This window comes from Sphingomonas sp. 320_CC, assembly GCF_059691795.1.
This window is the reverse complement of record NZ_JCAWAE010000001.1, coordinates 1,379,081-1,404,013: the sequence shown is the minus strand read 5'-3', so window position 1 is coordinate 1,404,013 and position 24,933 is coordinate 1,379,081. Positions and strand designations below refer to the sequence as shown.

Below are 24,933 nucleotides of genomic sequence, written 5' to 3'. Positions count from 1 at the left end.
TAAAACAGCTGAACCGGAATACCGGCAATAAAAGGATGACCGTCATGGCTGCCTATGATTTCGACCCAAAACAGATCCAGAGTGCTCTCGACGCCGCTGCGCAACATGCAAAGTCGGCCAATATTGCTTCGGTTAGTGCGGAGACCGACGTTTCCAATGGCGGCGCCTTGGTACTAGCCGGCGGGTGTATCAGCGTCACGGTTAACAACGGACAGGTCTGCGTCAATCTGCCACTAGGGTTCGGCTCGATCTGCCTGCCCATTCCGTCGATCTTCCCCAGCGGAACCGCAGCGCAGGCTTGCCTCGACATCTGCACGACATGGGGCATCCCTACCGGCGTGAAGGTCACGATCTCGGTCGCCGGCCATGTCGTCGTTTCGAAGTCGTTCGGCCGCTGCTGACCCGACTTTCCAGGAGGGAGGCTGCGCACCGCGTCCTCCCTCCGGGCTAGCGCTCAGCCTGCGAACACTTCCTTGGCGATGTGCGTGATCCGGCATGCCAGATCCGCCTCACCACTGACCACCACGTAGAAGTCGCCCGCGTCGGCGATGCCCGTCGTGAAGACGACGTTGTCGAGGTACATGCTGTCCTTCAACGGCTCGGTCAGCGCCGGGTTCGGCTCCAGCAGTGCGGCATGCTCGGTCGCCACCGTGATCGAGGGATCGTCCTTGTCGAGGATCGACCAGTACGTCCGGTAAATCCCGACCACGCCCGATGGCTCCACCCCGTGCCACAGCGTCAGCCACCCGCGATCGGTCAGGATCGGAGGCGCGCCGCCGCCCATCCGCGCGGTCGAGACGGTGGCCGCATGCGGCCGGATGCCGAGCTTGTCATGCGGCTTCCAATGGAGCGCGTCCGGAGACCGGGACAGGTTGATCGACGGTCCGCTGCGCCACTCGCTGCCCGGCGGATAGGCGAAATACAGGTCGCCGAGCGGGCGGGTCTGCGCCCAGTACTGCCCGTCAATCAGCCCTTCGAAGATCAGCATGTCCTTGTTCTGGTGATCGAGCACGATCCCCTCGAGCTGCCAGTCGAGCGCATCAGCGGACGAATATAGCGTCGTCGAATGCCGCTCCGGGCTGACCGAGCAGGTGGTCATCAGATAGCGGTCGCCGACCTTCGAGATCCGCGCATCCTCGACGCCGTAGCATTGGTATGACGTCCGCGGCGCGATCGCCTTGTCGTAATGCACCGCGACCACCGAGCGGCCCTCAGGCTCGAGCTCGACCGGCAGCAGCCACGACAGCGACGTCAGCGCCATCACCTTCCACCCGCCGCCGGGGATCAGGAATTTGCGTGGATCCTTGGTATCCACCATCGTCAGCGGCCAAGCGTCGAGCACATACGCGCCGTCTTCCCAGCGGATCGCATGGACGTTGCCGTTCTTGACCGGCTGCTTAAGCGCCTCCGCCACGCGCACCATCAACAGCAAATTGCCATTCGCCAGCCGCGTCATCCCGGGATTGAACGCACCGAGCACATAGGTCTCCGCGCCGACCTTCCCCGCCAGTGGCGAGCGCGACAGATCGATGTCGGCGGGGGTGAAGACGAGCTGGTCGAACATGGAAGCCTCCTAAGTGGTTACCTCAGCGCTCTGGCTGTTCCCCCGCGAAGGCGGGGGCCCAGGAGCCACAAACGCCGTTCCCAGTGACCCTGGGCTCCCGCCTTCGCGGGAGAACAGAAGGGATTACTCCCCCTCGAGCGCCCGCGGGACGATCACGATCTGCTGGATCACGGTCCGGGTCGGCTGCGTCAGCACGAACTCGACCCCCGCCGCGATGTCCTCGCCGCGCAGCATCTGCTCCGCCTCGATCATCTGGCGCTGCTTGTCGTCGGGCACGTCGGGATACTGCATGTCCGACCCGACCTTGCCCGGCTCGACCAGAGACACACGAATACCCTTCGGCCCCAGTTCGCGCCGCAACGCTTCGGAAAAACCCGCGATACCCGACTTGATCCCGGCATACACCGTTGAGCTTGGCCCAAGTATATGCGCGCTGAGCGAGCCGATGATGACCATGTCGCCGATCGGCGTCATCCGGTGCGCCGCATGATGCGCGCTGAGCAGGTACGCGGTAAAATCGACCGCGATCGCGTAGCGCAATTCGTCCTCGCTCATCTGCGTAAGGCCACCGGCCGCTACCGCGGCGTTGATGACGGTGATGTCGAACCCGCCTAGATACGCCTCGCCCGCATCGAAGAACGCGCGGACCTTGTCGGGGTCGGCGAGTTCGGTGATCATCCCGTCGCCTTCGCCGACTTCGCGGATGTGCGTCAGCGCATCGGCCAGGAACCGCTCGTCGCGCCCACAGATATAGACCTTGGCACCGTTCGCCGCGAGCATCACCGCGATCGCCCGGCCGATCCCGGTCGTGCCCCCGGTAATGATCGCGCGACGGCCCTTCAGCGGGCGGGCGGTCGTGTGGAGGTCGGCGCGTTCGGTCATCGAGTTTCCCGGCTTGTCAGTAAGGTCGACGCCAAACGCGCAGTCCCAGCCGGATGTCCCTAAGCGCGGATCGCCGCCCCCTCAAGCGCGCGCGCCAGCAACCGGTCGATCGGCTCCTGCAGCATCGTCTCGCTCAGAGTCGGCGCGTGGCCGACGCCCGGCACCGTCACCAGTTCGGCCTGATCGAGCGATGCCGCCATCCGCTCCGCCGTCGCCGCCGAGAGCAGGTCCGAGCGTCCACCGCGGACGATCAGCGTCGGCACGTCGCGCAACGACGCCAGCGCCGGCCACATATCCGGCCCCGCCTCGTTCCCCGGCACGCGGAACGGCTCGGCGATCTTCAGGTCGTAATCGAGCACGATCCGCCCCGAACTGTTGAGTCGGTACAGCCGCTTGGCCATCGCCAGCCAATCCTCGATCTGCCAGTCGGGATAGACGTCGGCGTTGTTCTCCGAAACGCAGCGCGCGGCGTGCATCCAGGTCGGGAAGACGCTCGCCTTGCCGACATAGCCGCGGATCCGCGACAGCCCCTGCGCATCGATCTCCGGCCCGACGTCGTTGAGCAGCGCCGCCACCATCCGGCCCCGCGATGGCCCAGCCATCAGCATCGTTACGATACCGCCCAGCGACGTCCCGAACGCGATGTACCGATCGATACCCTGGTCGGTCAGCAATGCCTCGACGTCCTGCACGTACGTCAGCGGGACGTACGACATCGGGTCTTTCGCATACGCGCTCTCGCCGCGCCCACGAAAGTCCACCGCGATCAGGCGCCAGCGCCCTGCCAGCCTGGCCGCGAGCGCATCGAAATCGCGCGCATTCCGCGTCAGGCCGGGCATGCAAATGATTGGCGGCTGGCCTTCCGCGCCGCCCGGATAGTCCCTCGCGTGCAGTCTCAGCCCGTCGTTGGACCACCAATAGAGGTTTTCGTAAGCGGCCATGGTTGCGTCCTTCGGGTAGCGGCCACCATATCGCCGCATGCCCATCTCCCCGCAAGCCTATCGCCCCGAAGCAAAGCTCCTCGACCTCGGCGACGGCTTCTTCGACCCCGTCGCGCCCGCCGACTTCCCCGAGACGCGAACCCGTTTCCGCAACGATCGCGCCGCCGCGCAGATCGGGGTCGACACGCTCACCGACGACGAATGGACGCGTCATTTCGGCCGGTTCGAGCCGCTCCCCGGCACGCTCCCCCAGCCGGTCGCGCTCCGCTACCACGGCCATCAGTTTCGCAACTACAATCCGGATCTCGGCGACGGCCGCGGCTTCACCTTTGCGCAGATGCGGGATGACCGAGGCCGGTTGATGGACCTAGGTACCAAGGGATCCGGCCAGACGCCGTGGAGCCGCGCGGGCGACGGCCGCCTCACACTCAAGGGCGGTGTCCGCGAAATCCTCGCGACGGAGCTGCTCGAAGCGCTCAACGTCCCCACCTCGCGGACGCTGTCGCTGATCGAGACCGGCGAGGAACTCCAACGCGGCGACGAACCAAGCCCGACGCGCTCGGCGGTTCTCGTCCGCCTCAATCACAGCCACGTCCGCATCGGCAGCTTCCAGCGTCTCGCCTACCACCGCGACGAAGCCGCCTTACGCAAGCTCGTCGGCTACACGCTGCGCAACCTCTACGACGAGGACAGCGACGATCCGGTCCGCCTGCTCGGCCTCGTCGTCGGCCGCACCGCGCGTCTCGCCGCACGCTATATGGCGGCAGGGTTCGTCCACGGCGTGCTCAATTCCGACAACATCAACGTCACTGGGGAGAGCTTCGACTACGGCCCGTGGCGCTTCGCCCCGACCTGGGACCCGGCGTTCACCGCCGCCTATTTCGACCATCAAGGACTCTACGCGTTCGGTCGCCAGCCCGAGGCGATCCACTGGGACGTGATGCAACTCGCCGTTGCGCTCCGCCAGATAGCCGAGAGCGACCCGCTGGTGGCGGCGCTCGACCAGTTCGGTCCGCGCTATCAATCGGAAGTCACGGAGGCGATCCTCTGGCGCCTCGGCGTCCGCCCGCGCGATCCCGATACCGACCGCGACCTCGTCCAGGCCACCGAACGCGCGCTCCGCACCTCCGGCGTCGGGATCGACCGGTTCTTCTTCGACGCATTCGGTGGGGATCTGCCCGGCACCTACGACGAACCCTGGGCCGAAGTCCGCGCCGCACTCGCGTCCTACGAACCCCGGAAAGACCGCTCGCACCCCTATTGGTCGGGCGAGCCCTGCAGCATGCTCATCGACGAGGTCGAAGCGATTTGGGTCCCGATCGCCGAGCACGACGATTGGACAGCACTAAATGCAAAAGTGGCCGTGATCCGCGGCATGAGCCAGGCACTGGCCGATTAATTGGAATCAAACCCGATTTGGGGCAAGAGCGGCACCATGTCCGACGAGATCATCTCCTACGAGCCAGCCACCGGCGCGGTCCTCTGGCGCCATCCGATCGGCGACGTCGATGCCGAGGTCGCCTGCGCGCGCGCCGGCTGGTCGAGTTGGGCGTCGAAACCACTCGCCTTCCGGATCGAGACGATGCGGCGTTTCGCGAACATCGTCCGCCAGCGCAACGACGCGTTCACCGACCTGATCGCGCGCGAAACCGGCAAGCCGATCTGGGAAGCACGGGGCGAGGTCGAGACGGTCATCGCCAAGGTCGACATCTCGGTCAGCGCCTATGCTGACCGCACGGCGCAACGCCGCCTCGAAGCGACGATGGGATCGCGGATCGCCGTCCGCCACAAGCCGCACGGCGTGCTGGCCGTGCTCGGGCCGTACAACTTCCCCGCACATCTGCCCAACGGCCACATCGTCCCCGCGCTGATCGCCGGCAACGCAGTCGTCTTCAAGCCATCCGAAAAGACCCCTGCCGTCGGCGCGTTCCTCGTCGAATGCTTCCGCGCCGCCGGCGTACCGCCCGAATGCATCCGTCTCGTGATCGGTGGCCCGAACGAGGGCAAGGCACTCGCCGCACATCCAGATATCGATGGCCTGTTGTTTACCGGCTCGGCACGCACCGGCCTCGCGCTCAATCGCGCGTTCGCCGACAAGCCCGAGAAGATCCTCGCGCTCGAGATGGGCGGCAACAACCCGATCGTGGTCTGGGACACGCCCGATCTGCACACCGCGGCGATCCTGATCATCCAGTCGGCCTTCACCACCGCCGGTCAGCGCTGCACCGCGGCGCGGCGACTGATCGTCGACACCAAGCTCTATGACCCGCTGATCGCGACCGTCGACAAGATGGTCGGCCGGATCATCGTCGGCGAACCGCACGCCAACCCCGCCCCGTTCATGGGCCCGGTGATCGACAACGAAGCCGCCGAGCAGCTGACCGAGAGCTTCCTCGAACTGCTCACGCGCGGTGGCCGCCCGATCCGCCATCTCGAACGCCCGGTCGGGGACCTGCCGTTCCTGAAACCCGCGTTGATCGACGTCACCGATATCGCAGACCGCCCCGATATCGAGCTGTTCGGCCCGATCCTGCAAGTCGTCCGCGTCGACGATTTCGACGCCGCGATCGCCGAGGCGAACAACACGCGCTACGGCCTGTCAGCCTCGCTGATCAGCCAGACTCCCGCGCTCTACGACCGCTTCTGGGCGAACATCCGCGCCGGCATCGTCAACTGGAACAAGCCCACCAATGGTGCCTCGAGCGGCGCGCCGTTCGGCGGCATCGGCTGGTCGGGCAACCACCGCCCAAGCGCCTATTATGCAGCCGACTACTGCGCGTATCCGGTGGTCAGCAGCGAGTCCGAAAGCGCGCGTGCGTCGATTGGGATCGGACTTGCCGACGGCTGATCACCTCATAATCTGATCCTCCCCCGCCAGGGGGAGGTGGCTGGCACTTGCCAGACGGAGGGGGAGGTAAGCGATTACGCCTCTTCCGTGTCCTCCCCCTCCGTCGCTACGCGCCACCTCCCCCTGGCGGGTGAGGATCGTCCGGTTCGCCGACAGCCACCTTGATCTACCAGCGCAAAAGCAATCCTACCTCCCGCCAAAGCATCATTCGGTTGCAGCGCAGCGCCCATCCGCCCATCTCCGGTCGCATGGCAAGCCTCCTAGACCCCACCGCCCGCGGGCGCGTCATCCTCGTCGGGGCGGGCCCGGGCGATCCCGGACTCCTCACCGTTCGCGCTGTCGAGGCGCTGAAGACTGCCGACGTCGTCGTGCATGACGGGCTGATCGATCCGCGCGTGCTCGACATCGCGCCGCCGGGGGCTCAGCGCATCTCGGTCGCCAAGCAGCGCGCGCGCCACACGCTGCCGCAGGAGGCGATCAACGCGCTGATCATCGCGCACGTGAAGACCGGCGCGATCGTCATCCGGCTCAAGGGTGGCGACCCGTTCGTGTTCGGCCGCGGCGGCGAGGAGGTCGAGGCGGTTCGCGCTGCCGGTCTCCCCGTCGAAGTCATTCCCGGCGTCTCGGCTGCACTAGGTTGCGCTGCGGAAGCCATGCTGCCGCTCACCCACCGCGATCATTCCAGCGCAGTCAGCTTCGTCGCGGGCCAGTGCAAGGGGCTGACCGAGCAGGACTGGTCCGGGCTCGCCGGCCAGGGCCGCACGCTCGTGATCTACATGGGCATCGCCACCGCGACCGAGATTGCCGACAAGCTGATGGCCGACGGCGTCGCACCAGACATGCCCGTTGCCGTGCTCGAACGCGGCACGTTGCAGGGCAGCCGTGCGATCCGGACGCTACTCGCCGATCTCGGCGCCATGGTAGCGCGCGAGGCGGTGAAAAGCCCCGCGATCATCGTCGTCGGCGAGGTCGTCGAACTGTCGGACGCCAAAGACAAACTCGCCCGCTGGGCCCGCGTAGCAGAGGACGCCGCCGCATGAAGCTGCTGACCGGAAACGACCTTCCCACCGGCGATGTTGTCTGGTGGACCGGCAATGGCTGGTCGCGCCACATCGAGGACGCTGCCGATGTCGGCGTCGCGGGTGAGGCCATCCTCCAGGCGGAGGAAGGCGCGCGCCGCGTCAACGTGCCGTATCTGATCGAGGCCACGCTGACCGACGACGGCCCCCGCCCCGCCCACATCAAGGACCGCATCCGCGCTCTCGGGCCCACGATGCGGCCCGACCTGACTCTCAAACCCGCCGACCCCAACGCCGGCAGCTGGGTAATCTGACATGTATAAATACGACGAATACGACCAGGCGATCGTCGACCAGCGCGTCGACGAGTTCCGCGACCAGGTCCGCCGCCGCCTTTCGGGCGAGCTGACCGAGGACCAGTTCAAGCCGTTGCGGCTGATGAACGGGCTTTACCTGCAATTGCACGCGTACATGCTGCGCGTTGCGGTGCCGTACGGGACGCTTGACGGGCGGCAGATGCGGATGCTCGGCCACATCGCGCGGAAGTATGATCGCGGGTACGGCCACTTCACCACGCGGCAGAACATCCAGTTCAACTGGATCCAGCTCGACCAGACCCCGGACATCCTCCAAGAATTGGCGACGGTCGAGATGCACGCCATTCAGACCTCGGGCAATTGTATCCGCAACATCAGCTCGGATCAGTTCGCCGGTGCTGCCGCGGACGAGGTCGCCGACCCGCGACCCTGGGCAGAGCTGATCCGCCAATGGTCGACGTTCCACCCGGAATTCACGTACCTGCCGCGCAAATTCAAGATCTGCGTGATCGCGGCGAACGAGGATCGCGCGGCGATGCGGCTCCATGACATCGGCATCGGGCTGCACGTCCGCGACGGTGAGCTCGGCGCGAAGATCTTCGTCGGCGGCGGCATGGGCCGCACGCCGATGATCAGCCACGAAATCCGCGACTTTGTCCCCGCCGACGATCTGATGAGCTATCTCGAGGCGTGCCTGCGCGTCTACAATCGCTATGGCCGGCGCGACAACATCTACAAGGCGCGGATCAAGATCCTGCTCCACGAGATCGGCCCCGACGAATATCGCCGCCAGGTCGAGGAGGAGTTCACCGCTGTGAAGGGCCTTGGGCTCGATCCCCCGCGGGCTGAGTTGGAGCGCATCACGAGCCACTTCGGTGCGCCAGCGTTCGACACGGACGCTGGCACGGACATCGATCGCAGCGACCCCGATTTCGCCGTCTGGCTCGACCAGAACGTCCGCACCCACAAGCAGGATGGTTACGCTATCGTAACGATCAGCTTGAAGCCGGTCGGTGGCATCCCCGGCGACGCCTCGGCCGACCAGATCGACCTGATGGCCGACCTCGCCGAGCGCTACAGCTTCGACGAACTGCGCGTCACGCACGCCCAGAACATCGTCCTGCCACACGTTCATAGGCGTAACCTTCATAACCTTTGGACCGCGCTGAACGAGGCAGGGCTCGCCGAAGCCAATCTCGACCTGATCAGCGACATCATCGCCTGCCCCGGCCTCGACTATTGCAGCCTCGCCAACGCGCGATCGATCCCGCTCGCGCAGAAGATCGCGACTCGCTTCGGCAGCCTCGATCGGCAGCGCGATCTCGGCGAACTGAAGCTCAAGATCAGCGGCTGCATCAACGCGTGCGGGCATCACCATGCCGGTCACATCGGCATCCTCGGCGTCGACAAGAAGGGTACCGAGAATTACCAGCTCTCGCTCGGCGGCTCGGGCGCGGAGGACGTCAGCCTCGCCAAGATCACCGGGCCCGGTTTCTCCGAGGATGGCGTGGTCGACGCGATCGAGCGCGTCACCGATCGGTACCTTCAGGTCCGCGATCCCGGCGAGCGCTTCCTCGACACCTACCGCCGCGTCGGCTTCGAGACGTTCAAGGAGGCGATCTATGGTTGAGTATCCGGACCAGACGCTGCTCCGCTTCCGCGACGACGAGCCGCATGACGAGCCTGCGGTGACGCTCGATTCGTTCATCGGGCAGAGCAACGCGGCCGCCGTTCGCCTGGAAGCGGGCGACGACGCACGTGCGTTGTTGCCGCAGATCGACCAGCTTGCGCTGATCGAGGTGAGCTTCCCCGGCTACCGCGATGGGCGTGGCTATTCGTCCGCCCGGATCCTGCGCGAGGCGGGCTATACCGGCGAACTGCGTGCGCAGGGTGACGTGCTGGTCGACCAGATTCCGCTGATGCGGCGGTGCGGGTTCGACAGCTTCGCACCGCAGGCGCCGATCGATATCGACGTGCTGCGCGCGAGTCTGGAGCGCTACGATACGCCGTACCAGAAGGCGGCGGACGGCGCGGTGCCGGTGTGGAAGCTGCGCCATGGGTGAGCCCGCGCGCCAACTCGACATGATCGACGTCACGCCGGCGTTCACGCGCGCCGATGCGATGGCGATGCAGGAGCGGTTCGAAGGCGTCTCCGCACAGGAGATGCTGTTCGAACTGCTGGTCGACGAGTTGCGCGGGCGGATCGCGGCGGTGTCTTCGTTTGGCGCGGAGTCGGCCGTGCTGCTGCACATGGTCGCGCAGGTCGATGTCGATGTGCCGGTGGTGTTCACGAATACGCAGAAGATGTTTGGGGAGACCTTGGCGTACCGTGACGAACTGGCGGAGAGACTAGGGTTCACGGACCTGCGCGTGTTCCGGCCCGATCCGCGGTTGCTGGCGATCAAGGACAAGACGGGGTTGCGGTGGTCGTACGATCCAGATGGCTGCTGCGATCTGCGGAAAGTCGAGCCGCTGCGGCGGGCGCTGGCGCCGTTCGATGCCTGGATTTCGGGGCGGAAGGGGTTTCAGTCGGGGACCCGTACTGCCTTGCCGCGGTTCGAGGAGGACGAGGGCCGCCTGAAGATCAACCCGCTGGCGGATTGGGACAAGGCCAAGCTCGACGCGTATTTCGCGGAGCATGAATTGCCGCGGCATCCGTTGGAGGCTCAGGGCTATCTCTCGATCGGTTGCGCGCCTTGCACGACCAAAGTCGCCCCCGGCGAGGACCCGCGCGCTGGTCGGTGGCGCAGTTTCGACAAGGTCGAATGCGGCATCCACGCCCCCACCGACTACGATCCGATGATTTGATCCAATTCCCTCGCCCCTACGGGGAGAGGGAGGGAGGAGCCACTTGGCGACGGAAGGGAGAGGGGAGTTGGGATGCGACGTCCCCAGCCACACTCCCCTCTCCCTTCCCACGGCAAGAGCCGCGGGCCCCTTCCCTCTCCCCGAAGGGGCGAGGGACTCAGACACTCAATACTCCGCTAGATCCGAGAACTTCGTAATCGTCGGATCGAACTTCATCCGAACCTTGCCGGTCGCACCGTGGCGCTGTTTGGCGATGATCAACTCCGCCAAGCCGTAGACCCGCTCCATCTCCGCCGCCCACGACGCATGGTCCTCGAAGATCTTCGAGCTATCCCCTTCCGCCGGTCGCTTCGGCTCCTTCGACGCGACGTAGTAATCCTCGCGGTACACGAACCAGACCATGTCGGCGTCCTGCTCGATCGACCCCGACTCGCGAAGATCCGACAGCATCGGCGTCTTGTCCTCGCGCGATTCCACCGCACGCGAAAGCTGCGACAGCGCCAGCACGGGCACGTTGAGGTCCTTCGCCAGCGTCTTCAGCCCACGCGAAATCTCGGAGATTTCCTGGACGCGGTTGCCGTCCTTGCTCTTGCCCGAGCCCGACAGCAGCTGGAGGTAGTCGACCACCACCAGCCCGATCTCGTTGTTATGCCGACGCTGCAACCGGCGCACGCGCGTGTGCAACGCACCGATCGACAGACCGCCGGTATCGTCGATGAACAGCGGCAAATTCTCCAGCTCGGCAGCGGCAGCGGCGAGCTGCGCGAACTCGGTACGGCTGATCTTACCCATGCGGAGCGATTCGGAACTGATCTGCGACTGCTCGGCGAGAATACGCGTCGCGAGCTGATCGGCGGACATTTCCAGCGAGAAGAATGCGACCTTCGCGCCGACCGAATCCTTCGGCGCGATCCCGTCGGCCATGTCGCGCATCCAGCGCCGCGCCGCATTGAACGCGATGTTGGTGGCGAGCGACGTCTTGCCCATGCCCGGGCGGCCGGCGAGGATCATGAGATCGCTGTGATGCATGCCGCCGATCTTCGCGTTGATCGAATCGATGCCGGTGGTGACACCCGACAGATTGCCGCCAGAGTTCAGTGCGCGCTCGGCCATCTTGACCGCCGCGGTCGTCGCCTGCGCGAACGATTTCACCGTGTTCTCGGAACCGCCATCCGCCGCGACCTTGAACAGCTCCTCCTCGGCCAGTTCGATCTGCGCGCGCGGATTGACCTCCTCGGAGGTATCCATCGCGCGATCGACCAGCGTGCGGCCGACCGACACGAGCGCACGCAACATCGCGAGGTCATAGATCTGCTGCGCGAACTGGCGCGCGCCGATCAGGCCTGCACCGCTGCCCGTCAGCCCAGCCAGATACGCCGGCCCGCCCAACTCGCGCATACCCTCGTCCGCATCGAACATCGGCCGCAGCGTCACCGGCGTCACCAGCATGTCGTTGCCGCGCAGCGTCTTGATCGCCGCGAATATCCGGCCGTGGACGGGTTCGAAGAAATGCCCCGGTTCGAGCTTGTCGACGAGATCGTCGGCAAGCCGGTTGTCGATCATCATCGCACCGAGCATCGCGGCCTCGGCCTCGACGTTGCGGGGAAGCTGCTGCGGTTCGGGGACCGCGGGAACGGGGAATGCGAGAGTTGCCATCCCCTGCACCTACGCGATGGACGGGTCCTCGTCCAAGCCGCTCGCGCCGGAATGCTGGGGATAAGTGACAGGGCGAATGTCCGCCGCTATCGAACCGGTATGGCCGACCCGCGGATCATCGACGTGCAACTCGACGAGACCAGTCTCGGCTGGCGTTCGCCTGACGTCGAGCAGGAGCGGCGGATCGCGATCTTCGACCTGATCGAGGGCAATCACTTCGCCCCGCAGCGTGCCTATGCCGACGGCTATACGGGGCCGTACAAGATCAAGCTCCAGTCGGAGGAAGGACGCCTCGGCATCCATATCCACCGCGAGGACGACACGCATCTCGAGACGCTGGTGCTCGCGCTGGGTCGGTTCCGCCGGCCGATCCGCGATTATTTCGCGATCTGCGACAGCTATTACCAGGCGATCCGGCAATCCTCCCCGGCGCAGATCGAGACGGTCGACATGGCCCGCCGCGGCGTCCACAACGAAGCCGCCGAGCTGCTCAAGGAGCGTCTCGACGGCAAGATCGAGGTCGATTTCGACACTGCGCGACGGCTGTTCACGCTGATCTGCGTCCTCCACATTCGCAACTAGAAGACCCATGGCTCACGCACTTTTGAAATTCGCGGCTGCGCTGGCCGCGACCGGCTTCGTCGGTATCTGCGGCTGGACCGCCGCGACCGGCTGGCACCCCGACGTCAAGCAATACCCGCTGCAGGGCATCGACCTCGCCGAGAACCCCGGTCCGGTCGAATGGGGCACCGTGCGCGCGAGCGGCGCCGACTTCGCCTACATCGTCGCGACGTCGGGCACCGACCGCCGCGATGCGGCGTTCGAGGCGAACTGGGCGGCGTTGCCCGACGCCGGCCTGCGCCGCGGCGCGGTCCATGTCTATTCCTTGTGCCAGCGCGCGGACGAGCAGGCGAACGCGTTCAACACCTTCGTGCCCCGGACGTCCGATGCCTTGCCGACCGCGGTCGACATCGCGTTCCACGATGATTGTAACGCGCGGCCGGATCGCGCGACGCTGATCGCCGACATCGCGCAGTTCGTGACGATGGTCGAGACGCACACCCGGCAACCGGTGATGCTGCGGATCAGCAAGGCGGTGGACTCGAAATATACGCTGTCGGACGCCGTCCCGCGGCCGCTATGGGCGGTGGAGAATATCCTCAAGCCCGACTACACCGCGCGACCGTGGCGGATGTGGCGGGCAAGCGATTTCCGCCGCATCGACGGGATCGAGGGACCGGTGAATTGGGACGTGGTGGCATCATGACTGAACAAGCAATTCAACTCGTGGCCGCAGCACGCGACGCAGCGCGCAACGCCCACGCGCCCTATTCGCGGTTCGCGGTCGGTGCTGCGGTACTGCTCGACGACGGTACGGTGATCACCGGCGCAAACTTCGAGAACGCTAGCTACGGCCTGTCGCTGTGTGCGGAAACAGTCGCGATCGCCACCGCGAGCGCCGCAGGTCGGCTCCGCGATATCGTCGCGATCGGCGTGATCGGCGGGGCGATGGATGCCGAGGGCCGCGCGACCGGCACGTCCCCCGTCAGTCCCTGTGGGCGCTGTCGCCAGGTCATCAACGAAGCGGCGCAGATGGGCCGCCGCGACCTGCCGGTGCATTGCGGCGCGGCGGAAGGCGATGCGATCCGCACCTACATGGTTTCGGAATTGCTGCCTGATGCGTTCGGCCCGGCGGACCTGGGGGTCAGCTAAGCCGCGCGTCCCACGGGGCCGCCGCCAGTCATGCGCGTACGCCGTTGGGCTGCGTGGTATTCGACACGACCAAACAACAGGTCGAGGTCCTCACGGCTGACGTCGAGCGTTTCGCCGAGATCGGCGAGCGCCTTGTCGAGATCCTCGGCCCGGAGCGCGGCTTCGATCGGCGCTGGTACCGCAACGGGCACCTTGTGCGGATAACTATGCCCTGAAAACCGGTGGAACAGGATTCCGCACGCCGTCAGTATCATGGCGTTCAGCGCGATCGGGACGAGGACGAACGCGAAGCCCGCGTCGACAACGGCCGGGCCCCCGACGACTGCGGTCAACGCGACCGCACCAGCGGGCGGATGCAGCGACCGGGTCAGCGACATCATCAGGATCGCCGCGCCGACCGCGATCGGCGCCGCGAGTTCGGGCGCCGGTACGAGCATTCTGACGGTGACCCCGACCAGCGCGGCGATGATATTGCCGCCGATGACCGACCAGGGCTGTGCCAGCGGGCTCGCCGGTACCACGAACACGAGGACGGCCGCGGCGCCCATCGGCGCGGCGATCAGCAGGAACGCGCCGTACGGGTGAACCACACCCGCGCTGATCGCGCTGGTCAGGCCGATGCCGAGCAGAGCGCCCAGGCACGCCCGGAGTCGATCCCTCAGGTTTCCCCCTGCGAGAATAGGAACGAAGAATTTGCGCATGCGAGACACCCGGTGAACGATGCCTGGTCCATATGGCGCGCACGCCGGCAAGTCACGGCGGCCGGCCCGTCGCGAGGTGGACCGATTACCCCTGTGCGGGCATTTCGTAGAAGCCGCGGAACCGCTTGCTCGGCGCGAACGCGCTTGTCTGGCCGATCACGGTTTCGCCCGCCCCCATGACCAGCACGCCGCCGGGCTTCATCGCCTTGGCGATCTTCGGGAACACCTCGGCCTTGGTGTCGGTCGACAGGTACAGCAGCACGTTGCGGCACAGGACGACATCGAAATGTCCTGGCGGCGCTGGGTCTGATACCAGGTTCATCCGGCGGAACGCGACCATGCCCAGCAGATCGGGCTTCGCCACCCAGTCGCTGCCGGTCGTGTCGAACCAGCGAACCATGCGACGCACCGGCAGGCCGCGCTGGATCTCGAATTGCGAGAAGCGACCGGATCGCGCGCGGGCGACAGCCGCATCGGACACGTCGGTGGCGACGATCTCGGGCATGGGCACGCCACTCGTCTCGCGCCGTTCGGCGAACTGCATTGCGAGCGAGAGCGGCTCCTGTCCGGTCGAACAGCCTGCGCACCAGATCCGCGCGCGACGACCGTCACGCTCGGCGTCGGCGACCGCCTCGGCGAGCATCTCGAATACCTGCGCGTCGCGGAAGAACGAGGTCTCCTGGTTGACGAGGGCGTCGACGATCGAGTCGCCGATCGAACGGTCGCTTCCCTGCAGCAACTGGGTCACCAACTGGTCGAGCGTATCGAGCTTGCGCGCGCGCAGCAGGGGCTTCAGCGCGGTGTCGAGCCGCCATGAGCGATAGGCGGCGATCTGTTGACCGGTACGTGCCTCGAGCAACGCGGTGAGGACGTTGATCGTGGCCTGCGACGCGGCAGGTGCGGGAGCGGCGCGCGACGTCATGGTCGGCGTCGCGTCGCCGCGAGGCGACCGATCGCGTCGGGGGCCAGCACGGCGTCGGCAATGCCCGAGGCGGCGATCGCACCCGGCATGCCCCACACCACCGAGCTTTGCTGATCCTGCACGACGACGCACCCGCCGCCGTCGTGGACGCGCCGTGCCCCCTCCGCACCGTCGCGCCCCATCCCGCTGAGCACGACCGCGAGCAGACGCGGGCCATAGACGTCCGCGAGCGAGGCCAGCATCGGGTCGACCGACGGCATGCACCCGCTAAGCGCGGCCTCGTGCGTCAGACGAAAGGCCGCGCCACCTTCGGACAGCTTCACAGCTTTAAGATGCGCGTCGCCGGGTGCGATGGTGATCCGGCCCGGTCGAATCCGCATCCGGTCGACTGCGACATCGCACGGGCGTCCGGCAAGCACTGCGATCTGCGCGGCGAAATAGGGCATGAACGACGCGGGCAGATGTTGGGTGATGACGATTGGCAGGCGGAACCCAGCGGGAATCTGACCGAACATCTGGCTCAGCGCATGGATGCCGCCGGTCGAGGCACCGATCGCAACGATGTCATAGTCGTCGCTGGTCGAGACCGGGCGGATCGGCAGCGGCGGGTCCGCGGGCGGCGTCGGCAAGACGGGCGCGCGCACGACCAGCGCAGGCGGCACCTGCGCCGAATACTCGCACAGCGCCTCGAGCTTGTTGACCAGTACCGACCCGAACCGCGTCGACAGGGCACTCGTGGACGGCTTGATCAGCGTCTCGGCCGCGCCGAGTGCCATCGCCCGCAAGGCGGTAGCCCCGCCTTCGTCCGCGCTCGACGACACGATCAGGACCTTCGCGCCCTGCCCCGCCGCGATCAGGTCGGGCAATGCGCTGAGCCCGTCGATCCCCGGCATCTCGATATCGAGCAGGATGAAGTCGACCATCGCGCGATCCAGGAATGCCAAGGCCGCAGCGACGTTGCCGACCGCGCCGACGACCGAGAACCGGTCGCTCGCATCGATCAGCCGCGCGATCACCGCGCGGACGACCACCGAGTCATCGACGATCAAGACCCTTGCGCTGTCGAGCCCGTCGCGGTCCGCATGCCGCTCGGCAGAGTGGGTCCGGGTCGTCACGGCCAGGCCTGGATCAGGCCATGCCGACGATCTGGAGTTTCGATTCCAGCGTGTCGCGGTCGAACGGCTTCATGACATACTCGTCTGCGCCTGCCTCGATCGCCGCACGGATATACGCCATGCCGTTCTCCGTGGTGCAGAACACGACCTTGGGGCGGCGCGGCACGTCCGCCTCGCGCAACGCGCGGAGGAAATCCATCCCGCTCATCACGGGCATGTTCCAGTCGAGCAGGATCACGTCAGGGATCGACGCCATGCAGGACGCCAACGCCTCGCGGCCATCGCACGCTTCGGTGACGGTAAAGTCAAGTGTCTCGAGGATGTGACGCGCGACTTTTCGGATCACTTTCGAATCGTCGACGACAAGACAGGTCTTCATGGAAAGCCTTCCGGGAAATCGTGCGACCGTCCTAGATCGCAAACAGTAAGGAGGGAGTTAAGCGTTGGAACGTCGGCGTAAAACGTCACGCCGCGAGCGGCGACGTCGGCAGGACGACAGCGAGATCGATGATCAGCAAGGGCTCGCCGTCGCGCTCGACAAGTCCCGTACCAACCGACGCCCAGCCGCCACGTAGCGCCAAGCCCGATGACAGCGGCAGCCGGACGAACGGCGCGACGTCCTCGACCGAATCGACCAGGATCGCGTAATGATGCCCATCGACGATCGTGATGACCGCGCGGCGCATCGCATCGGGGGTAGGTGCAAGTCCAAGCGCAATCCCCGTGTCGATCACGGTCACGACCCGGCTGCGCAACGCGGCCAGTCCGCGCACGAACGCCTCGGCGCGAGGCACCGCGACGATCTCGCCGATATCGACCACCGAATCGACCTGCGCCGCGTCGATCGCGACCCCGCGACCGGCGATATGCGCGATCAGGAACAGGTCGCTCACAATCCCCTCCGTGCGGCGATCGCCGCAATGAGCGCGGGGCGGTCATAGCGGTAGACGCTCGGGTCATCGTCGCCGTCCGCGACCCGCGATCGCCGCAGCGTCACCACCGGCGCGTGCGCGGCGGAGACCGGCGCATCCTCCATCGCCAGCGCGACCGCCGCCGTCTCGCCCACCGCCAACGCCGTTACGCAGCGATAGCCCGATGCCTCCAGCGCAGGTTTCAGGAAGGTTTCCATCCAGCCCGACCCGTCGACCTGCAACAGGCATAGCGGCGGCGTCGCGATCTTGACCGGCTCACCCGCGAACAACGCATGCGGATCGACCACTTCGACCTGCTCGCCGGCGATCAGCACGACACCCGCGATCGGAGCGCCTGCATCCGTTCCGCCACGCCGCGCCGGCGCCATTTCCGCGGGCAACGCCACGATTTCGATCGCTTCGGCGATCGCATAGGCCATCTCGCTCTCGCCATCGGTGAGCCGAAGCATCGCGATCTCGGTCCGATCGCCGAACCCGCCGACCGCATGGACCGGGATGATCGCGTCGCCGATCGTCAGTCTCATCGCCCCCGCGGTCCGGCGGATCGCGTCCACCGGTACGGGCTCGACGCGGTCGATCACCGCCAGCGCGATCGCGCGACGCTGCCCATCGAGATCGTCGAACAGCAATGCCGGGATGCCGGGAGCAGCGACCTCCTCGATCGCGTCGTTCACCACCACCGGCGCGAACCGCAGGCCAGCGACGGTCGCGATCCCCGCCGCATCGAGCAGCAGCATCGGCAAGCCGTTGTCGGGCAAGGTCATGCCGGCATACACGCCCGTCGCCATTATCGCGGGCGACGCCGGCTTTACGACCAGTTCCTCGGTATCGATCACGGTGTCGACGCCCAGCGCGTAATCGCCCTCGCGGGTCGATACGATCACCAGCGTCGGCGGCGGTTCCGACCCGAGCCCGAACAGTCCGGCAAGCGCCACCAAAGGCATGCGACGCCCCCGCACCAGCACCGCCGCCGCATCGCCGATCGTCTCGATCCGCACCTGATCGCCGCGCACCAGCACGATCTCCTCGACCGATTGGCGCGCGAGCGCGAAACGCTGAGTCCCGACTTCGACGATCAGCGTCGTGAGGATCGACAGCGTCAGTGGGACGCGCGCGATAATTCGCAGCCCCCTCCCCGGATCGTTGACGAGGACGATGCGGCCGCCGATCTGCTCGATATTGGCGCGGACCACGTCCATGCCGACGCCGCGTCCCGACGTCGCGGTGACGACATCGCGGCTCGAAAGCCCGGGCGCAAAGATCAGGTCGAGCTTCGCCGTATCGCTCATCGCCGCCAGTTCGGTCGCGGAGTGGAGCTTCTGCTCGGCCGCCTTGGCGACGATCCGCGCTAAGTCGATGCCCCGGCCGTCGTCGCTGATCTCGATGAGGATCTGGTTCCCCGATTGCCGCGCGGAGACGATCAGTCGCCCCGCCTCCGGCTTGCCGGCAGCCCGACGCGCCTCCGGCGTCTCGATACCGTGGTCGATCGCGTTGCGGATAACGTGGAGCAACGGATCGCGCATCAGCTCGATCATCTCGCGATCGAGTTCGACATCGGCACCGTCGATGACGAGGTTGACCGACTTCCCCAGTTCCGCGCTGGTATCGCGCACCATCCGGGGCAGCGCGGAGAACAGCGCGTCGACCTTCTGCATGCGCGTCCGCGTGACCGTGTCACGCATGTCAGCAACCGTCAGCGACAACCGCTCCAGCGCAGCCTCGACCTGCGGATCGGCGTCGCCATCGCGCAACCGCCGCGCGAGATCGTTCCGCGCGAGGACCATGTCGGACATACCGCTCATCATCCGATCGAGCAGATCGACGTTCAGCCGGACGCTGCGGCTGGTCGCCCGCCCCATCGGTACCACGGCCACTGCGGCCTTGGGTTTGGCATCCGGCGCCAGCGCGGCGATCAGTGAGTCTTCGGTCGAATCGTCCAGCGTTGCGCCCGCGTCGATCGCCTCGACGATCTCGCCGATACGGTCGACGATGCCGAGCACGGCGTCGACCAGCGCGGTATCGGGCGTCCGCTTGCCGTCGCGCACCGCCGCCAACACGTCCTCCGCCGCGTGACTGAGCCGGGCCAGCCGCGGCAAATCCAGGAACCCGCAGCTGCCCTTCACGGTATGCACGAAGCGGAAGATCGCATCGAGACGCGCACGATCGGTCGGATCGGACTCCCACGCGACGATCTCGCCGGCAATCGCTTCCAGCGTTTCGCGCGTCTCGGCAATGAATTCCTGTAACAGATCGTCCATGCGGCCCCGCGTTCGAGCCCGTCATGCATGCTTCAGGTTAAGGCGAGGTTGATTGTCCTGCCCGCCTCTACGGGATCAACGCGCGTTGAAGACTGCGCCGAAGATCATGATGCCCTCGGCAGGCTCCGATACGATGACCTTCCCGCCGGCTTCCGCGACGACGGTGTTGATCATGTACGCCGCCGCCGCACGCGGCGTGACAGTGTGCGCGCCCTCCCCCTCGACCAATGTTCGGCGAATCTCCGGGTCGAGCACGATCCGGGTGCCCTCGATCTTCACGACGATCTCCAGCTGACCGTCATTATCCTCGCCCCCGACCTCCATCGTGCCGCCGCGTACAAGCGACTCGGTTGCCACGAGGACTAGGTTGAGCAGTATTTTCACCGCGGACTTCGGCATTGCCGGCGTCTCGACAGCCCAGACGAAGGTGATCCGCTTGTTCTCGGCAACTAGACCTTCGATCGCGTTCCTGGCCTCGTGCGTATCGACCAGCTCGCCGAACCCGCCCGCCGCACCGAACGCCAGACGGAAGAACTTCAGCTTGCTGGCGGACGCGCGCGCGCTGTCCGCAAGCAGTTCCATGACGCGCTCGCGCATCGCCGGATCGGTCTCGTCGGCGAGCAGTTCTAGCCCGTTGTTGAGCGCGCCAACCGGCGACAGCAGGTCGTGACACAGGCGCGAACAGAGCAGGCTCGCGAAATCGACCGGGCTGACCGTCATGAAAATCCCCTAATTCTGGAAGGTCTTGTGGCTGGCGGGCGGCCGCTACGCAATGCCAACTTGCGGTACCCTATACAGTAGAAGCCGCCACCCTTCTTCCCCCCTCCCTTCCAGGGAGGGGGGAAGAAGGGTGGCGCTACTCAACGACCTCGATCGCCTCCTCGACAAACGCCCCCACCTCGGCCGACCGCCACGCCCGCGCCACACCGCCGCCGAGGATAACCCAAACCGCGCCATCCCCCATCGCCTGCGCCGCGTCCCGAGGAGACGGAACCGGAAGCCCGGAGGGATGCGAATGATAATGCCCGATCACTGCCAGCCCGCCTCCCCGAGCCCGCCGATGGGCCGCAAACAAAGCAGCCGGGTCGATCTCGAAAGCCCGCGCAGTATTCGCCGCCACGTTCGCGCACGCCTCCGCCGCCTCGATCCGTAGGGTTGTCCCGAACAGCAACCCACAGACCTCGGCATCCGGCGACTCAGCCGCTTCTGCGACCAACTGCTGCAGCAGTTCGCTTGAAATCGTCACGCTCATCGCCACATCAGTATGACATGGACCGGGGGGTTTCCATCATCGAAGCATCGATCACGCCGGCCACGGATGGCTGGAGACTCGATCGTGCGCTTGCCGAAGTGCTTCCCGACATGTCGCGCGAGCGGTTGAAGGGGCTGATCGCCACGGGTCAGGTTACCCTCCACGGTCGCGAATGGCGTGATTCGGCGAAGAAGGCGGCGGCCGGTCAGGTGTTCGCCGTCGCGATCCCGCCGCCGACCCCGCTGCACAACGAAGCGCAGGACATCCCGCTCGTCGTCGCGTACGAAGACGAGGACCTGATCGTGATCGACAAGCCCGCGGGCTTAGTCGTCCACCCCGCTGCGGGCAATTTCGACGGCACGCTCGTCAATGCGCTGCTCCACCATTGCGCCGGAAATTTGTCGGGTATTGGCGGCGTCGCGCGACCGGGCATCGTCCACCGCATCGACAAGGACACTTCGGGGCTGATGATCGCCGCCAAGACCGACCGCGCGCACGAAGGCTTGGCGAAGCAGTTCCACGACCACAGCATCGACCGCCGCTACAAGGCGATCGTCGGCGGCATCCCGCGGCCGCCAAGCGGCACGGTCAATGCGCCGCTCGCGCGGAGTCCGCAGAACCGCAAGAAGATCGCGATCGTCGAGGGCGGCAAGCGTGCGGTGACCCATTTTTCGACGATCGAAACTTTACGCGGTGCGGCGCTGATCGAGTGTCGACTAGAGACGGGCCGCACGCACCAGGTGCGCGTCCACATGGCGTCGATCGGCCATGCCTTGTTGGGGGACCCGGTCTATGGTAGAACAAAGCAAGCTCAGAAGTCGCTGCTCGAAACGCTCGGTTTCCGCCGGCAGGCCTTGCACGCGGCGCATCTGGGGTTCATCCATCCGGTGAAAAGCATCGCTTTGGCGTTCGAAAGCGAAATGCCCGCAGACATGCAGGAACTGTTCACCCAGCTTCACGTATAGGTAATCGAGCCCATGCCGCATTGCGGCAATCGGGGTCATCAGAAAGGGATTACGACCATGGCAGCCCGCTCCAACGTTCCAGCGACGATACCTGCGCTCGGCAGCGAGGCGGGTCTCAATCGTTATCTTGCCGAGATCAAAAAATTTCCGCTCCTGAAACCCGAGCAGGAATACATGCTCGCCAAGCGTTTCCAGGAACATGGCGACACCGAGGCTGCGGCGCAGCTGGTGACCTCGCATCTCCGCCTCGTGGCGAAGATCGCGATGGGCTATCGCGGCTACGGCCTGCCGACGTCGGAACTGATCTCCGAGGGCAATATCGGCCTGATGCAGGGCGTGAAGAAGTTCGAGCCCGAGCGTGGTTTCCGTCTCGCCACCTATGCGATGTGGTGGATCCGCGCTTCGATCCAGGAGTACATCCTGCGCTCGTGGAGCCTCGTGAAGATGGGCACCACCGCGGCGCAGAAGAAGCTGTTCTTCAACCTGCGCCGGATGAAGAGCCGTCTCGATGCGTTCGAGGATGGCGATCTGCGTCCCGAGCACGTCACCAAGATCGCGACCGACCTCGGTGTCGCGGAAACCGACGTCGTCAGCATGAACCGCCGCATGGCGATGGGTGGCGATACGTCGCTCAACGTGCCCATGCGCGAGGACGGCGAAGGCCAGTGGCAGGATTGGCTGCAGGACGATGCGCCGCTGCAGGACAAGATCGTTGCCGATGCGCAGGAGGCGGACGTTCGTCACTCGATGCTGGTGTCGGCGATGGACGACCTCAACGAGCGCGAGCAGCACATCCTGACCGAGCGTCGCCTGACGGATGATCCCAAGACACTTGAGGAATTGTCTCAGGTCTACGGCGTGTCGCGCGAACGCGTGCGGCAGATCGAGGTGCGTGCGTTCGAGAAGCTGCAGAAGGCGATGATGCGGATTGCCGGCGAGAAGCGCCTACTGGCAGCATAACATGGCGCGCACCGTCGTCATCGGCGGCGGTGCGGCCGGTATTGCGGCGGCAAGAATGCTGCACGACGCGGGGCAAGAGGTGCTGTTGGTCGAGGCCAATGACCGCCTAGGTGGCCGTGCGCACAGCCTGTCCCTCGCCTCCTTGTTCCCCCGCGAAGGCGGGGGCCCAGACTGGACTCCCGCCTTCGCGGGGGAACATGTAGACGCTGGTTGCGGCTGGCTACACTCCGCCCAGCGCAATCCTTGGACTCAAATTGCCGAGGCAACGGGCTTTACGGTAGACCGCTCCGACGCGAATTGGCGCACCCAGTGGCGGGACCTCGGCTTCCCACCCGAAGACCAGTCAGCCTCTGCCACAGCTTACCAAGATTGGAACGAGCGCGCCCTAGCCGCCCTTGAAGGCCCCGACCGCCCGCTGTCCGACTTCATCGCCCCCAACGACAAATGGCGCCCGAAGATCGACGCGATCTCCGGCTACGCAAACGGTGCGAACCTTACCCAAGTATCGCTCCACGACTGGGCCGCATACGAAGAGGCTGCTACCGACGACAACTGGACGGTCAAGGAAGGCTACGGCACACTCGTCTCCAGCCACGCCGGCGGCCTGAACATCCGCCTCTCCACCCCGGTAACGCGCATCGACCACAGCGGTCGCCGCATCAAACTCCACACCCCGGCTGGAACGATCGAGGCGGACCACGTGATCGTCTGCGTCCCCACTACCGTCCTCGCCAAGTCGCAGATCGTCTTCGATCCGCCGCTCCCCGATAAGCACGCCGCCGCCGCGGACCTCCCGCTCGGCCTAGCGGACAAGGTGTTCCTCCACGTCGACCGCCCCGAATGGCCGACCAACGCGCACCTGGTCGGCAACCCGTACAGCGCTTGCACCGCCAGCCACCGCCTTTCTCCGTTCAGCTGGCCGATCGTCGAGAGCTTCTTCGGCGGCGACTGCGCGGAGATGCTGGAGGACGGCGATGCGGCACAGTTCGCGATCGACGAACTGGTAGGGTTGCTCGGCAGCGACTGGCGCAAGCGCTTCACGCCGCTTGTCGCAACCCGCTGGCGCCACGAACCCTATATCGGCGGAAGCTATAGCCACGCGCTGATCGGCCGGGCCGATCAGCGCGCCATCCTCGCCGCCTCGGTCGACGACCGCATCCACTTCGCGGGCGAGGCCTGCCACCCATTCGATTTCTCGACAGCACACGGCGCGTACGAAACCGGCGTGACGGCCGCCAGTGCAGTCATTGGCGAGGCCGCGACGATCGCATAAGGAGCGGCGATGGGCCCTATCCGCATCGCTGCAAAGATCGTCTTCGCCTTCGTCCTGATCACGGTCGCGTGGGTCGGCATCTACCGCTTCGTGCCGGTGCCGTTCACCTGGACGATGATGGGCGACCTGCTGTCGGGCCACACCATCACCAAGGACTGGATGCCATTGTCGGAGATGGACCCGGACATGGCGCGTGCGGCGATCGCTGGCGAGGACTCGCGGTTCTGTTCGCATCATGGCTTCGATTTCAAGGCGATGGCGGGGGCGGCGGCGCGCAATGCACAGGGCGGACGCATTCGCGGCGGCTCGACGATCAGCCAGCAGACCGCGAAGAACGCGTTCCTGTTCCAGGGCGGCGGGTATGTGCGGAAAGCGTTCGAGGCGTATTTCACCGTGCTGATCGAGACGCTGTGGGGGAAGCGGCGGATCATGGAGGTGTATCTCAACATCGCCGAGACCGGGATCGGGACGTACGGCGCGAACGCCGGGGCGATCCGGTATTTCAATCACGATGCGTCGCGACTGTCGCCGACCGAGGCGGGGCGGATTGCTGCGGTGCTACCGTTGCCGAAGAAGCGGGCTGCGATCGATCCGCATGGTTTCGTGCGAAAACATGGGAATACGCTGTCGCGGCGGGTTTCTGTTGTGCGGAACGATGGGTTGGACAGCTGCTTGCGAACCTGACCCGTTCCGCCACCCCGGATCAATTCCGGGGTGGCGGAGTGGGAGGCAGCTGAACTCACCGTCAGCTTCCGTTCTGCTCACGAACCCGCCCCCTCACCCGTCACCCCAGTGAAAGCTGGGGTA

27 protein-coding genes are annotated in these 24,933 nt (G+C 65.9%); 15 read left to right on the top strand and 12 right to left on the bottom strand.

The window, feature by feature from the left end:
* Window positions 1–44: 44 nt before the first annotated feature.
* Window positions 45–401, top strand: coding sequence for a hypothetical protein (locus AC59GX_RS06580; protein WP_056063078.1), 357 nt, complete (start codon window positions 45–47; stop codon window positions 399–401).
* A 53-nt stretch (window positions 402–454) separates the two neighbouring features.
* Here the strand turns inward: AC59GX_RS06580 and AC59GX_RS06575 are convergent, their stop codons facing one another.
* From AC59GX_RS06575 to AC59GX_RS06565, 3 genes are all read right to left on the bottom strand, one after another.
* Entirely contained in the window at window positions 455–1,564 is a 1,110-nt protein-coding gene (locus tag AC59GX_RS06575; RefSeq protein WP_497301265.1) for a glycoside hydrolase family 130 protein, read from the bottom strand.
* 123 nt (window positions 1,565–1,687) lie between these two features.
* Window positions 1,688–2,446, bottom strand: a complete 759-nt coding sequence (locus AC59GX_RS06570) for an SDR family oxidoreductase (protein WP_426280446.1) — start codon at window positions 2,444–2,446, stop codon at window positions 1,688–1,690.
* Between the two features lie 59 nt (window positions 2,447–2,505).
* Window positions 2,506–3,387 carry an alpha/beta fold hydrolase gene (locus tag AC59GX_RS06565; protein WP_426280447.1) on the bottom strand — a complete coding sequence of 294 codons (882 nt, stop codon included), beginning with the start codon at window positions 3,385–3,387 and terminating at the stop codon, window positions 2,506–2,508.
* 37 nt (window positions 3,388–3,424) lie between these two features.
* Between AC59GX_RS06565 and AC59GX_RS06560 the strand changes: the two genes are divergently transcribed.
* The 7 genes from AC59GX_RS06560 to AC59GX_RS06530 all read left to right on the top strand — a co-directional run bounded on the left by AC59GX_RS06560 (window position 3,425) and on the right by AC59GX_RS06530 (window position 10,379).
* Window positions 3,425–4,786 (top strand): protein adenylyltransferase SelO family protein, encoded by a 1,362-nt coding sequence (locus AC59GX_RS06560; RefSeq protein WP_426280448.1) that lies wholly within the window; start codon window positions 3,425–3,427, stop codon window positions 4,784–4,786.
* Between the two features lie 36 nt (window positions 4,787–4,822).
* A complete protein-coding gene (astD, locus tag AC59GX_RS06555; RefSeq protein ID WP_426280449.1) occupies window positions 4,823–6,235 on the top strand; it encodes a succinylglutamate-semialdehyde dehydrogenase in 1,413 nt (470 codons plus the stop codon).
* Between the two features lie 248 nt (window positions 6,236–6,483).
* A complete protein-coding gene (gene cobA, locus AC59GX_RS06550) occupies window positions 6,484–7,275 on the top strand; it encodes a uroporphyrinogen-III C-methyltransferase (RefSeq protein ID WP_426280450.1) in 792 nt (263 codons plus the stop codon).
* Window positions 7,272–7,568, top strand: a complete 297-nt coding sequence (locus AC59GX_RS06545; RefSeq protein WP_426280451.1) for a DUF2849 domain-containing protein — start codon at window positions 7,272–7,274, stop codon at window positions 7,566–7,568. Before cobA ends, AC59GX_RS06545 begins: the two co-directional genes overlap by 4 nt.
* A gap of 1 nt (window position 7,569) precedes the next feature.
* Window positions 7,570–9,201, top strand: a complete 1,632-nt coding sequence (locus AC59GX_RS06540; protein WP_426280452.1) for a nitrite/sulfite reductase — start codon at window positions 7,570–7,572, stop codon at window positions 9,199–9,201.
* Window positions 9,194–9,634: a DUF934 domain-containing protein gene (locus AC59GX_RS06535; protein WP_056050673.1), complete on the top strand. Its 441-nt coding sequence runs from the start codon at window positions 9,194–9,196 to the stop codon at window positions 9,632–9,634. Before AC59GX_RS06540 ends, AC59GX_RS06535 begins: the two co-directional genes overlap by 8 nt.
* Window positions 9,627–10,379 carry a phosphoadenylyl-sulfate reductase gene (locus tag AC59GX_RS06530; RefSeq protein WP_426280453.1) on the top strand — a complete coding sequence of 251 codons (753 nt, stop codon included), beginning with the start codon at window positions 9,627–9,629 and terminating at the stop codon, window positions 10,377–10,379. Before AC59GX_RS06535 ends, AC59GX_RS06530 begins: the two co-directional genes overlap by 8 nt.
* 165 nt (window positions 10,380–10,544) lie before the next feature.
* Here the strand turns inward: AC59GX_RS06530 and AC59GX_RS06525 are convergent, their stop codons facing one another.
* Window positions 10,545–12,035 carry a replicative DNA helicase gene (locus tag AC59GX_RS06525; protein WP_056050676.1) on the bottom strand — a complete coding sequence of 497 codons (1,491 nt, stop codon included), beginning with the start codon at window positions 12,033–12,035 and terminating at the stop codon, window positions 10,545–10,547.
* A gap of 99 nt (window positions 12,036–12,134) precedes the next feature.
* On the opposite strand from AC59GX_RS06525, the gene AC59GX_RS06520 reads away from it, so the two are divergent.
* Genes AC59GX_RS06520 through AC59GX_RS06510 form a run of 3 tightly spaced genes read left to right on the top strand, consistent with a single transcriptional unit; the run spans window position 12,135 to window position 13,748 of the window.
* Window positions 12,135–12,617 (top strand): UPF0262 family protein, encoded by a 483-nt coding sequence (locus AC59GX_RS06520; RefSeq protein WP_353467793.1) that lies wholly within the window; start codon window positions 12,135–12,137, stop codon window positions 12,615–12,617.
* A 7-nt stretch (window positions 12,618–12,624) separates the two neighbouring features.
* A complete protein-coding gene (locus AC59GX_RS06515; RefSeq protein ID WP_426280454.1) occupies window positions 12,625–13,302 on the top strand; it encodes a glycoside hydrolase family 25 protein in 678 nt (225 codons plus the stop codon).
* Complete coding sequence (locus tag AC59GX_RS06510; RefSeq protein WP_426280455.1) at window positions 13,299–13,748, top strand: cytidine deaminase; 450 nt, start codon at window positions 13,299–13,301, stop codon at window positions 13,746–13,748. The genes AC59GX_RS06515 and AC59GX_RS06510 overlap by 4 nt, the downstream gene beginning before the upstream one ends.
* On the opposite strand, the gene AC59GX_RS06505 is transcribed toward AC59GX_RS06510, so the two are convergent.
* From AC59GX_RS06505 to AC59GX_RS06470, 8 genes are all read right to left on the bottom strand, one after another.
* Complete coding sequence (locus AC59GX_RS06505; protein ID WP_426280456.1) at window positions 13,745–14,449, bottom strand: HPP family protein; 705 nt, start codon at window positions 14,447–14,449, stop codon at window positions 13,745–13,747. The genes AC59GX_RS06510 and AC59GX_RS06505 overlap by 4 nt on opposite strands.
* 85 nt (window positions 14,450–14,534) lie before the next feature.
* The gene (locus AC59GX_RS06500) at window positions 14,535–15,371 is read right to left on the bottom strand and encodes a CheR family methyltransferase (protein ID WP_426280457.1); all 837 of its coding nucleotides are present in this window, start codon (window positions 15,369–15,371) and stop codon (window positions 14,535–14,537) included.
* Window positions 15,368–16,486, bottom strand: coding sequence for a chemotaxis protein CheB (locus AC59GX_RS06495; RefSeq protein WP_426280458.1), 1,119 nt, complete (start codon window positions 16,484–16,486; stop codon window positions 15,368–15,370). Before AC59GX_RS06495 ends, AC59GX_RS06500 begins: the two co-directional genes overlap by 4 nt.
* Window positions 16,487–16,499: 13 nt before the next feature.
* Window positions 16,500–16,865 (bottom strand): response regulator, encoded by a 366-nt coding sequence (locus AC59GX_RS06490; RefSeq protein WP_055878033.1) that lies wholly within the window; start codon window positions 16,863–16,865, stop codon window positions 16,500–16,502.
* Window positions 16,866–16,950: 85 nt separating this feature from the next.
* Entirely contained in the window at window positions 16,951–17,379 is a 429-nt protein-coding gene (locus AC59GX_RS06485) for a chemotaxis protein CheW (RefSeq protein WP_426280459.1), read from the bottom strand.
* Window positions 17,376–19,676, bottom strand: coding sequence for a chemotaxis protein CheA (locus AC59GX_RS06480; protein WP_497301259.1), 2,301 nt, complete (start codon window positions 19,674–19,676; stop codon window positions 17,376–17,378). The genes AC59GX_RS06485 and AC59GX_RS06480 overlap by 4 nt, the downstream gene beginning before the upstream one ends.
* 75 nt (window positions 19,677–19,751) lie before the next feature.
* On the bottom strand, window positions 19,752–20,396 hold the full coding sequence (locus AC59GX_RS06475) for a histidine phosphotransferase family protein (RefSeq protein WP_426280461.1): 645 nt from the start codon (window positions 20,394–20,396) through the stop codon (window positions 19,752–19,754).
* Between the two features lie 136 nt (window positions 20,397–20,532).
* Complete coding sequence (locus AC59GX_RS06470) at window positions 20,533–20,928, bottom strand: M67 family metallopeptidase (RefSeq protein WP_426280462.1); 396 nt, start codon at window positions 20,926–20,928, stop codon at window positions 20,533–20,535.
* A gap of 17 nt (window positions 20,929–20,945) precedes the next feature.
* Here AC59GX_RS06470 and AC59GX_RS06465 point away from each other — a divergent pair, with 17 nt between their 5' ends.
* From AC59GX_RS06465 to mtgA, 4 genes are read left to right on the top strand one after another with little or no spacing between them, the layout of a single operon-like run.
* On the top strand, window positions 20,946–21,893 hold the full coding sequence (locus AC59GX_RS06465; RefSeq protein WP_426280463.1) for an RluA family pseudouridine synthase: 948 nt from the start codon (window positions 20,946–20,948) through the stop codon (window positions 21,891–21,893).
* A gap of 57 nt (window positions 21,894–21,950) precedes the next feature.
* Entirely contained in the window at window positions 21,951–22,853 is a 903-nt protein-coding gene (rpoH, locus tag AC59GX_RS06460; protein ID WP_056048373.1) for an RNA polymerase sigma factor RpoH, read from the top strand.
* Between the two features lies 1 nt (window position 22,854).
* Window positions 22,855–24,126 (top strand): flavin monoamine oxidase family protein, encoded by a 1,272-nt coding sequence (locus AC59GX_RS06455; RefSeq protein WP_497301257.1) that lies wholly within the window; start codon window positions 22,855–22,857, stop codon window positions 24,124–24,126.
* 9 nt (window positions 24,127–24,135) lie between these two features.
* On the top strand, window positions 24,136–24,810 hold the full coding sequence (gene mtgA / locus AC59GX_RS06450) for a monofunctional biosynthetic peptidoglycan transglycosylase (protein ID WP_426280465.1): 675 nt from the start codon (window positions 24,136–24,138) through the stop codon (window positions 24,808–24,810).
* Window positions 24,811–24,933 lie beyond the last annotated feature (123 nt).

Excerpts from the sequence above, each read along its gene's own strand:
- AC59GX_RS06580 (WP_056063078.1), top strand. The coding sequence starts at position 45 with ATGGCTGCCTATGATTTCGACCCAAAACAGATCCAGAGTGCTCTCGAC.
- AC59GX_RS06575 (WP_497301265.1), bottom strand. The coding sequence starts at position 1,564 with ATGTTCGACCAGCTCGTCTTCACCCCCGCCGACATCGATCTGTCGCGC.
- AC59GX_RS06570 (WP_426280446.1), bottom strand. The coding sequence starts at position 2,446 with ATGACCGAACGCGCCGACCTCCACACGACCGCCCGCCCGCTGAAGGGC.
- AC59GX_RS06565 (WP_426280447.1), bottom strand. The coding sequence starts at position 3,387 with ATGGCCGCTTACGAAAACCTCTATTGGTGGTCCAACGACGGGCTGAGA.
- AC59GX_RS06560 (WP_426280448.1), top strand. The coding sequence starts at position 3,425 with ATGCCCATCTCCCCGCAAGCCTATCGCCCCGAAGCAAAGCTCCTCGAC.
- astD (WP_426280449.1), top strand. The coding sequence starts at position 4,823 with ATGTCCGACGAGATCATCTCCTACGAGCCAGCCACCGGCGCGGTCCTC.
- cobA (WP_426280450.1), top strand. The coding sequence starts at position 6,484 with ATGGCAAGCCTCCTAGACCCCACCGCCCGCGGGCGCGTCATCCTCGTC.
- AC59GX_RS06545 (WP_426280451.1), top strand. The coding sequence starts at position 7,272 with ATGAAGCTGCTGACCGGAAACGACCTTCCCACCGGCGATGTTGTCTGG.
- AC59GX_RS06540 (WP_426280452.1), top strand. The coding sequence starts at position 7,570 with ATGTATAAATACGACGAATACGACCAGGCGATCGTCGACCAGCGCGTC.
- AC59GX_RS06535 (WP_056050673.1), top strand. The coding sequence starts at position 9,194 with ATGGTTGAGTATCCGGACCAGACGCTGCTCCGCTTCCGCGACGACGAG.
- AC59GX_RS06530 (WP_426280453.1), top strand. The coding sequence starts at position 9,627 with ATGGGTGAGCCCGCGCGCCAACTCGACATGATCGACGTCACGCCGGCG.
- AC59GX_RS06525 (WP_056050676.1), bottom strand. The coding sequence starts at position 12,035 with ATGGCAACTCTCGCATTCCCCGTTCCCGCGGTCCCCGAACCGCAGCAG.
- AC59GX_RS06520 (WP_353467793.1), top strand. The coding sequence starts at position 12,135 with ATGGCCGACCCGCGGATCATCGACGTGCAACTCGACGAGACCAGTCTC.
- AC59GX_RS06515 (WP_426280454.1), top strand. The coding sequence starts at position 12,625 with ATGGCTCACGCACTTTTGAAATTCGCGGCTGCGCTGGCCGCGACCGGC.
- AC59GX_RS06510 (WP_426280455.1), top strand. The coding sequence starts at position 13,299 with ATGACTGAACAAGCAATTCAACTCGTGGCCGCAGCACGCGACGCAGCG.
- AC59GX_RS06505 (WP_426280456.1), bottom strand. The coding sequence starts at position 14,449 with ATGCGCAAATTCTTCGTTCCTATTCTCGCAGGGGGAAACCTGAGGGAT.
- AC59GX_RS06500 (WP_426280457.1), bottom strand. The coding sequence starts at position 15,371 with ATGACGTCGCGCGCCGCTCCCGCACCTGCCGCGTCGCAGGCCACGATC.
- AC59GX_RS06490 (WP_055878033.1), bottom strand. The coding sequence starts at position 16,865 with ATGAAGACCTGTCTTGTCGTCGACGATTCGAAAGTGATCCGAAAAGTC.
- AC59GX_RS06480 (WP_497301259.1), bottom strand. The coding sequence starts at position 19,676 with ATGGACGATCTGTTACAGGAATTCATTGCCGAGACGCGCGAAACGCTG.
- AC59GX_RS06475 (WP_426280461.1), bottom strand. The coding sequence starts at position 20,396 with ATGACGGTCAGCCCGGTCGATTTCGCGAGCCTGCTCTGTTCGCGCCTG.
- AC59GX_RS06470 (WP_426280462.1), bottom strand. The coding sequence starts at position 20,928 with ATGAGCGTGACGATTTCAAGCGAACTGCTGCAGCAGTTGGTCGCAGAA.
- AC59GX_RS06465 (WP_426280463.1), top strand. The coding sequence starts at position 20,946 with ATGGACCGGGGGGTTTCCATCATCGAAGCATCGATCACGCCGGCCACG.
- rpoH (WP_056048373.1), top strand. The coding sequence starts at position 21,951 with ATGGCAGCCCGCTCCAACGTTCCAGCGACGATACCTGCGCTCGGCAGC.
- AC59GX_RS06455 (WP_497301257.1), top strand. The coding sequence starts at position 22,855 with ATGGCGCGCACCGTCGTCATCGGCGGCGGTGCGGCCGGTATTGCGGCG.
- mtgA (WP_426280465.1), top strand. The coding sequence starts at position 24,136 with ATGGGCCCTATCCGCATCGCTGCAAAGATCGTCTTCGCCTTCGTCCTG.